The organism is Providencia sp. JGM181 (assembly GCF_018257375.1).
Classification (GTDB): Bacteria; Pseudomonadota; Gammaproteobacteria; order Enterobacterales; family Enterobacteriaceae; genus Providencia; species Providencia lanzhouensis.
This window is the reverse complement of the sequence record NZ_JAERJY010000148.1, coordinates 1-8810: the sequence shown is the minus strand read 5'-3', so window position 1 is coordinate 8810 and position 8810 is coordinate 1. Positions and strand designations below refer to the sequence as shown.

The 8810-nt window shown below is 40.1% G+C and carries 7 protein-coding genes; 4 read left to right on the top strand and 3 right to left on the bottom strand.

The genetic code is table 11. The annotated features are described in order from the left end of the window. The 3 genes from JK188_RS15025 to JK188_RS15015 form a co-directional block, all read left to right on the top strand. On the top strand, window positions 1-880 hold an 880-nt coding region (locus JK188_RS15025), incomplete at its 5' end, for a threonine aldolase family protein (RefSeq protein WP_211888663.1). Continuing rightward, a complete protein-coding gene (locus tag JK188_RS15020) occupies window positions 870-2036 on the top strand; it encodes an MFS transporter (protein WP_249215472.1) in 1167 nt (388 codons plus the stop codon). The genes JK188_RS15025 and JK188_RS15020, both read left to right, overlap by 11 nt. Further along, window positions 2008-3216, top strand: a complete 1209-nt coding sequence (locus tag JK188_RS15015; protein ID WP_154599766.1) for an ATP-grasp domain-containing protein — start codon at window positions 2008-2010, stop codon at window positions 3214-3216. Before JK188_RS15020 ends, JK188_RS15015 begins: the two co-directional genes overlap by 29 nt. 69 nt (window positions 3217-3285) lie before the next feature. Here the strand turns inward: JK188_RS15015 and JK188_RS15010 are convergent, their stop codons facing one another. After that, window positions 3286-4866 carry a methyl-accepting chemotaxis protein gene (locus JK188_RS15010; protein ID WP_211887345.1) on the bottom strand — a complete coding sequence of 527 codons (1581 nt, stop codon included), beginning with the start codon at window positions 4864-4866 and terminating at the stop codon, window positions 3286-3288. A 447-nt stretch (window positions 4867-5313) separates the two neighbouring features. Between JK188_RS15010 and JK188_RS15005 the strand changes: the two genes are divergently transcribed. Continuing rightward, window positions 5314-5751 carry a DUF411 domain-containing protein gene (locus JK188_RS15005; RefSeq protein ID WP_211887344.1) on the top strand — a complete coding sequence of 146 codons (438 nt, stop codon included), beginning with the start codon at window positions 5314-5316 and terminating at the stop codon, window positions 5749-5751. A gap of 72 nt (window positions 5752-5823) precedes the next feature. Here JK188_RS15005 and JK188_RS15000 read toward each other — a convergent pair whose 3' ends face one another. Further along, the gene (locus JK188_RS15000) at window positions 5824-7071 is read right to left on the bottom strand and encodes an aromatic amino acid transporter (protein WP_036956056.1); all 1248 of its coding nucleotides are present in this window, start codon (window positions 7069-7071) and stop codon (window positions 5824-5826) included. A gap of 79 nt (window positions 7072-7150) precedes the next feature. Next, entirely contained in the window at window positions 7151-8554 is a 1404-nt protein-coding gene (locus JK188_RS14995) for a tryptophanase (protein ID WP_036956054.1), read from the bottom strand. Between the last annotated feature and the right edge of the window lie 256 nt (window positions 8555-8810).

Below are 8810 nucleotides of genomic sequence, written 5' to 3'. Positions count from 1 at the left end.
TCACCACTTACGCCGTAAATTAGGCAGCAAGTTTATTCAAACTGTTCATGGTGTTGGTTATCGACTGGGTGATGAAGTCATTACTGAAGTCGGCTACCACATTTGTTTTTTTGAATCATCCCAAACCTCAGCATTAAACGGCTTAATTATTAATAATGTTAAAACACAAAGTGGTATTTTAACTGAACAAGATGTTATTCAAGCAATTAATCATAAAGCTCGTTGGTCAAATTTATACTCTACTCCCAAAATCATTGCGATAGAAAGTAGCATCAGTACCTACGGTGGAATCGTATTCCCATTAGCAGAAATCAAGAAACTCAAGCAGCTATGTATTGAAAAAAACATGTCTCTGTTTTTAGATGGTGCCCGAGTATTAAATAGCTGCATCTCCCTTAATATTCCTCCGCAAGAATATACCAAAGATATCGATCTTCTCAATATCTGCCTATCAAAAGGCATTGGAGCGCCATTTGGTTCAGTGTTAGTAGGAAGTCAGCATCATATAGAAAACGCTAAACGATACCGAAAATGGTATGGTGGAGCGCTACATCAATCAGGATTACTGGCAGCTATTGCCTTAAATAAGCTGGAACATTATGACTCTCGGTTACACACCGATCACCAAAATGCAGTTCATCTCGCGTCTATTCTTTCACGTTATTTTCAACTCGCTTATCCAGTCGAAACTAATATCGTTATGATAAAAGTGCCAGATGCTGAGCACGTTGTTCAAAAGTTAAAAAGCCATGGGGTGTTAGCCACCGCTTGGACAGCTGATATTGTGCGTTTTGTCACTAGCAGCAATATTTCAGAGACAATGCTCTACCAACTTGAGCTATTATTAAAAAAAATAGAAAGCATACAATATGATGAATAAAATTATGACCACTCGATTTTTATCGGGTACCTCTTTTTACAGTTTTCTACCTTTTTTCTCCCTCTATCTTATTCACTATAAAAATATCAGTGAGAGTGAAACCGCAATTATTATTTTTGTCTTCCTTTTCATTAGCCGTGCCTTTTCTCTCTTCACCCACTTTATTATTGATTTTCTTAATTATAAAAAAACGCTATTTTTAAGCTATCTAATTTCCTCAACATCTATTATTTCACTCTATTTCATTTCAAATTTTTACCCAATTCTGTTATCTGCCGCATTGATTGGTGCGGGGTTTTCTATTGCGAATGTCAGTACCAGTTTATTTATTGCTGAAAATAATAATCACTCAGAAAGAGTGAAAAGTTTTTCAATCTTAAATGTCATTGTGAATATTTCGTCGGCAGTCGGTGGTGCTGTGGGCGAATGGTTTTATCATAGTTTTTATTCCGGAGTGATCTTTCTTCCTGCCGCCATTATGTTCATTGCTGCCCTGTACTCATTAACCTTAACGAATACAAAACATACTCAACCAATACAAAGCCAACAAACGAAAGCCTCTGCCAGCTTTTTAGAATGGGGGATTTTTCTCTGTTATAGCGCCATCCCTTTCTTTATGCTGGGGCTTGTATTCCGTAATTTGGCTTACTTATTTGAGCTAAATTATCAAAATGCTAGAGACTATATTACGGTTTCTTATCTATTCGCTTTGAATGCCTTTATGATCATTTTTTTGCAAATCAAAGTGACCCAATATATTGATAAACAGAAAAAATCCCATCAATTTATTATCTACAAATTCAGCCTTCTTCTGATTGCGAGCCTGCTTTTATTTTTAAACTTCAGCGCATTAATCCCACTTTATTTGCTGATATTCCTATTTACCTTTAGCGAATTAATTTGGAGCCCCTATAACAACAGTCTAGCGATTGAAAAATGCCCATTCACCCGTAAAAAGCTCTCATTATCTATTTGTATATTCTGTTGGGGATTAGCGGAATCCCTTGGCGCTTATGTTGGCATTATTGCTAACCACACTCAAATGCACACCTATATCCCTACTAGCCTACTTTTAATCCTCATAGTTCTATTCACCGCTGAATACGTTATCCATTTAAGGAGCACTGATGAAAACCATCCTATTTCTCGAATGTAATATCTCCGGTACTGGCGTCAGCGCCATCAAATTGGCAAAAGAGAGAGGTTATCACACGGTTTTATTCACCAAAGAACGTCATTATTATGCTCAACTGGCTGATAACCCAATGCTCTATATTGATGAAGTTGTGGAACTAAATACAGACTCCATGGCAGCGATTTTAAGCCATGCCCTGGACTATAACCTATACGGTATCGTCGCTTTCGATGACTATCGATTAATCAATGCTGCCGCAGCATCCCACGCCTTCAATTTACCTTCGCCAAGTTTAATTGCCCTAACAGCCTGTCGTTACAAGCATCTGACTCGGCAGTATTTACACCAACATAATGCCAATTGTCGCTACAAAGTTGGCAATATCCATGACAAGTTTGACCTGAACAATATGCAGTTCCCTGTAGTGATAAAACCCTGCGATGACAGTGGTAGCAACCAAGTAACAATATGTTATTCAGAGGAAGATGCACTCACTGCTGTGCAGGCGTTATCTGAATTTCGGGTTAACCGTCGAGGATATCAGCTCTCCCCTCATTATCTTGTTGAAGAGTTCATTGAAGGGGATGAATACAGTGCAGAAGCTTACTGGGACTCTAAAGATAACGAGTGGACAATACTCGGTGTCACCAAAAAATACACCACATCTGGGCAATATGCTGTCGAAATTGGTCATGACTTTCCCGATGACACTCTTGATATCGAAAACATCACGAAAACGATCATAGCGTGGCTCACTCAAATCGGCTTATCCCACACCGTTGCTCACGTTGAATTCAAGCTTAGTCACAGTGAAATAAAACTCATTGAAATTAACCCCCGCGTTGCCGGCGGGATGATTGATACCCTTTGCTATCAATCAACAGGGTTTGATTTAGTTGAGTGCTACCTTTCTTTGCACGTCAAAGACATGGTGTACACCCCGAAACTCTGCGCCAATAAACAGTATACGTCGATTCGTTTTCTAACCTCAGAGAAACCAGGAACAATTATCGGGTTTCATGCCAATCCTCAATTAAGTGCCCCTCTACTGTTTAATTTTGTTCCCACGCCAATACATGTAACAACCTTGAAAGACAGCTACAGTCGACTGGGTTACGTAATAACAACCGCCTCTGAGCGGTATTTAGCAGGGAAGAAAGCTGAGAGTTGGCTTAATCATGTAAAACTCCTCTATAAATAAAAAAACCCAGTACAAACGCAAATTCATACTGAGTTTTGGCTTCTCAAACCGATGCAATGGTTGCCAATATTAGGCAACCGTCACTTCGGTAAAATTACGCTCATTATTTGTTAACTGAAATTTACTGACTGATTCCTGCAGCTCTTCAGTTTGATGTTCTAATGAACTTGCTGCTGTTGCCACTTGCTCAACTAAAGACGCATTTTGCTGTGTCACACTGTCCATTTGAGTGATGGCAACCCCCACCTGTGCGATACCTTTACTCTGCTCCTCCGAAGCTGTCGTGATTTGTTTCATAATCGCCGTCACATCGTTGATCCCTTGCAGAATATTGCTCATTGTCGAGCCCATTTCATGAACCAAATGCGTGCCTTTTTCCACACACGAACTTGATTCCGCAATCAACTTTTCAATTTCCATTGCCGCATCGGCACTATGGCTAGCAAGCTTACGAACTTCGGCGGCAACCACCATAAATCCACGACCATGAACCCCTGCTCGTGCCGCTTCAATGGAGGCATTCAGTGCCAGAATATTGGTCTGGAAGCTGATGTCATTCATCATGCTGATGATGTCAGATATTTTTTTGGCACTCTGGGAGATTTCATCCATCGTGCTCACCACGGACTCAACAATCGCATCCCCTTGATTAGCCACTACAAAGGCCTCAGCGGCTAATTGGTTGGCTTGATGGGTATTTTCCACATTCAGCTGCACTGCTGCTGTGATTTGTTCCATACTCGCCGCGGTTTCTTCCAAAGCTGCGGCTTGCTCTTCCGTTCGTGAGGAAAGGTCACTATTGCCGTTAGATATTTCTGTCGCACCACGATAAATACTTTCGCTACCATTGCGGATCGTCAACACCGCATCACGTAAACTGTTCTGCATCTCTTCTAATAACGGGAAAAGTTTACCCACACAGTTACGACCAAATGGCTCGATTGGCTGGCTTAAATCCCCTTTCGCAATCTTATCGAAATATTGACGGATCAGCTCCAGCGGTCGTTGCATCATCTTAGCTAGATAACGGTCAGTGAAGATCAAAATCAGCAAACCAAAAATGGTCGCAATGATAATCACTACTCGCGTCATATTCATATGCTCATCAACCGCTTCCCGCGTGTGCTCAATCATCACATCCGCAGTTTGGTTAAACTGGGTGATAGCCGCGCCGAATGTGCGGCTCAATGCTGGCGTGACATTATGGGCATGCGCCAAATAAGCCGCCTTATCTTCCCCCATGGAAATGGCTAATTGTGGTTTCACACCTTCATCTAGCAGCGCTTGCCAGCTATTAATCACTTGGTCGGAAATGGCTTTATCCATCGGCCCTGGGGAAATTGATTTCATCTCCTCAAGATAACGCTCCATGTTCACGAGTGCGTCTTTGACCAAGGCGTAATCTCCTTCTTTGCCCTCATTTTTGGTTTCCATCACGCGGGTTAAGCGAGTGACAAAACGAAAATATTGGTCATTGCCCTGACTGAGTACCGTCATCTGTTTCACCAGTTGTCGGTCAACATGGATACCGTCAGAAATGCGCGATAAGGACCAACCGCTATACAGGCTTATGCCCCCAAGGTTTAGGCATAAAATGCCAAGTAGTACGAGCATCACAGCACGTATTGAATAATTTCGAAGTTTCTGCATGGAATTTCTCTTTTGATAAAATAAAATGATCTTTGTTTAATTTATCGGCGGTAAAAGAGAAAAATTTAATTATTTTCAATTGCTTTCTGACTTTTAGACATCAAAAAAAGCGCAAAATAATCCGATTAAAAATTGGCTTACTGATTGATTTTAGAGACATAATGCCTGTTTTTTATCCATTGAAGTTCTATTTTCATACAATTACCCTATCTTCCAGTTTGTGATTGACCTCCCAAAGTATTGCTCTGTTTCTGTAAGAAAACGCCATCATCAGGTTCTGTAAATATAAGCAAAAATCTGTTTTAGCTCTTGAGCTTCCCCCTACGGGAAGCTTTATGGTTCAGGGGTTCCATAAGAACTCGCATAAGAGAAATACAAACCTGCTTAAATTTCGCACCCTTATTTTTTATTTAAATAACAATGTCTTATTTTTGGAGTAATACTGATATGAAAAAATTGTTATTCACTGCACTATTGGCAGCGTCATTTTCCTCTGTTGCAGCAAGCCAAGTTGTTGAGCTGTACAAAGAAGAAAGTTGCGGTTGCTGCCATCTTTGGGGCGAAGCAGTAAAAGCCGCAGGTTATGACGTGAAAATTCACGATGTCACCTATCAAGAGATCGATAAAATCAATCAGGAAGCCAATTTACCTAACTCATTACGCAGCTGCCATACCGCCAAAATTAATGGCAAATTGGTTGTTGGTCACGTTCCTCTCGATAGCTTAGCGAAAATCAATACACTACCCGATGACGTTGCGGGTATTGCTGTCGGAGGCATGCCTGCGGGCAGTTTAGGTATGGAGCAACCAAGCGGATTTAAACAAGCCTATTCAGTGATGAGTTTTAAAAAGGATGGTAGCCAATCCGTATTGGCTCGTTATTAGTTTTCCATAAAAAAGGTACAGCAAACCCTCGCTGTACCTTTGGCAGTGATTACTACATCTTAATTTGAAAAACTAACGGTATATCGGTAATACATTAAACTGCGCTAACAACTGACAAATAATACCAACAACACCAAAGGCTATAACTGCATAGATTAGCCCTTTGCCTCCCCATACTTTAAACGTCGAGTTAGGGAAACGCTCTCTCACTTTTAATGCCATGACTGCCGGGCAAATAATTGCCCAGATACACGCCGCCATCCCCGCATAAGCAATCGCAATTAAGAAGCCATTTGGGAATAACATGCATAAAACTAGAGGAGGTATAAAACATAACAGTGCTGCTTTCATTCTGCCTGAAGAGTTATCATTAAAGTTTAGTGACGCCAGAATGTAGTCGAATAAACCAATCGCAACCCCTAAGAATGAACAAAATACAGCACTAATCGAGAACCATAATAAGAACGTCGCAATATGTGGGCTACTTAATACTGCATACAGTGACTCAATAAACGCATCGAGGTTTCCGCCTTTATTAATTATGGTGAGGAATTCTGTTCGAGGTAAATTTCCCATGGTGCCTAATATCCAAAGGAAATAGAGTATTAAAGCCAGTACACAACCAATCACACAACTTTTAACCACTTTACGTTCATTTTCATGATACAGCTTATACAAACTACAGACGTTACCGTGATAACCAAACGAAGTAATGGCATAAGGAATAATAATAAAGACAAATGGTAGTAAAGATAACTGACTATCTCCCACTGGAGATGTTAATAATAAATCAGTTTTTACAATTAAGAATAACCCTGAAAAAGCGAGAATAAATAAAACAATTTTAATAAATAAAAATAATGATGTTAATCGACTTGCAGCAATACCACTCCACCAAATACTTGCGCCCAACAGTAAAGTGAAGACAACAAATATCACTCTTAAGTTAACATCAAATCCATATATTGCCGACGCTTCTTTGATAACGGATCCGGCTGCAGAAATATAAGCATATATCAATATATATAAAACAAATATTAATGCTGCATTGGCAATATAGCAGGCCCATTTAGGTAATAATTCTTTAGAGATATAAAAATAGTTAGTGCCGGCTCCATATTTGGATATACATTCTAAAATATAGATCCCTGAGTGAAACATAAAGAAACAAACAATCAGTAATATTACAATCGAGTTAATAAACCAAGCCCCAGCCATAATTGTTGGCAAGCTAAACATACCTGCCCCGATCATGGCTCCGCCTAGCACAAAACCCCCTACCATTATGGAGGGTTCTTTCTTGGCTGCCGAATTGTTCATGTTGGTCACCTTAAAAATAAGGGATAAGGTTCCCGCATTGCACGGGAACCCGCAGAGCTGCCTATTACAGAACTACCTATTATTTGATAGGTTTTAATCTTGCAGTGAAGTGTCTTAATACTGGTGGCTCATATTCGAAATCTAAACCTTTCAGCGTTGCGAATTTATCTTTCAAGCCAATCAGAGCATCTGCAATGTAATCCATATGGTCGTTGGTATAAACACGTCGTGCGATAGTTAACCGCATGAATTCCATATCAGCATGTTTTTGTTTGCCCGTTTCAGGATCACGACCTAATAGGAATGAACCAATTTCAACAGCACGAACACCTGACTCTAAATACAGCGCGTTAATCACAGCTTGCGCAGGGAATTGGTCACCTGGGATCTGTGGAACCAGTTTTTTACAGTCCACGAATACAGCGTGTCCACCAGTAGGATACTGAATTGGAATACCGCCTTCACGTAAACGGTCACCCAGATATTTCACCTGGCCGATACGATAATGCAGGTAATCTTCCCCAGCCCCTTCTTCTAAGCCTTGTACCATTGCCGCCATATCACGACCCGCTAAACCACCGTAAGTCACGAAGCCTTCCATTGGTACGCAGCGCTGTCTTGCCAACGTAAAGATTTTCTCGTCATTCTTAATACAGACCAGACCACCAATGTTTAACAGTGGGTCTTTTTTCGCTGACATAGTGAGCGCATCAGCATATTTGTACATATCCAGAATGATTTCTTTAATTGTGGAATTTTTATATTTTGGATCACGCTCTTTAATGAAATATGCGTTTTCACAGAAACGTGCGGAGTCCATTACCACAAAGATATTATGCTGTTTTGCGATTTCATAAACTTCTTTCAAGTTATCCATCGCAACTGGCTGACCACCCGCACTGTTACAGGTAATGGTAGAAACAATTGCTACCACATTTTCAGCACCATGTTTTGCAATATTATCTTTTAATTTTTGAATATCGAAATTGCCTTTCCAATCATCATAAGTTTCTGAGTCATAGGCTTTTTCGGTAACAATGTTAATCGCTTTACAGCCATTTAATTCAACGTGGGCAGCGGTAGTATCAAAGTGGAAGTTAGAAATAAATACCGGCTTTTTCGCGCCGCCTTGTTCTTGTTTCACTTTCAATAAAACAGGGAATAACATGTTCTCAGCACCACGACCTTGGTGAGCAGGGATCACATAGTCGTAGTCAAACATCTCTTTAACTTTATCTTTTAAATCATAATAGTTACGAGAACCCGCGTACGCTTCATCACCCGTGATCATCGCTGCCCATTGGTGGTCGCTCATTGCGTTAGTACCAGAGTCCGTTAACAGGTCAATATATACAGCACTACTCGGTAACAAGAATGGGTTATAACCCGCCTCTTTTAATGCCGCTTCGCGTTCTTCTCTTGATGGAATACGGATATTTTCTACCATTTTAATACGGAACGGTTCAACGATTCTTTTAGCCATGATAATACCTTTAATTTTTCATTAAATAATAAAAATAGAAATTCTAACTTATAAAAATAAGCGAATAGATCTTGAGAGAGAGAAAAAAGAAAGGTTATTTGTGCGGGAAGAAAAAGGCCAAAGAAATATCAATATTGAACCATTTCTTCAAATAGAAGAAGCGCCTCGACATTAACAACTCACTTAAAAGAAACATACTATGACTCCCATTAGCAAGGAATTAGTACAACCTTGAGTATGGTATATAACCTGTCTC

Excerpts from the sequence above, each read along its gene's own strand:
- JK188_RS15005 (WP_211887344.1), top strand. The coding sequence starts at position 5,314 with ATGAAAAAATTGTTATTCACTGCACTATTGGCAGCGTCATTTTCCTCT.
- JK188_RS14995 (WP_036956054.1), bottom strand. The coding sequence starts at position 8,554 with ATGGCTAAAAGAATCGTTGAACCGTTCCGTATTAAAATGGTAGAAAAT.
- JK188_RS15000 (WP_036956056.1), bottom strand. The coding sequence starts at position 7,071 with ATGAACAATTCGGCAGCCAAGAAAGAACCCTCCATAATGGTAGGGGGT.
- JK188_RS15020 (WP_249215472.1), top strand. The coding sequence starts at position 870 with ATGATGAATAAAATTATGACCACTCGATTTTTATCGGGTACCTCTTTT.
- JK188_RS15010 (WP_211887345.1), bottom strand. The coding sequence starts at position 4,866 with ATGCAGAAACTTCGAAATTATTCAATACGTGCTGTGATGCTCGTACTA.
- JK188_RS15015 (WP_154599766.1), top strand. The coding sequence starts at position 2,008 with ATGAAAACCATCCTATTTCTCGAATGTAATATCTCCGGTACTGGCGTC.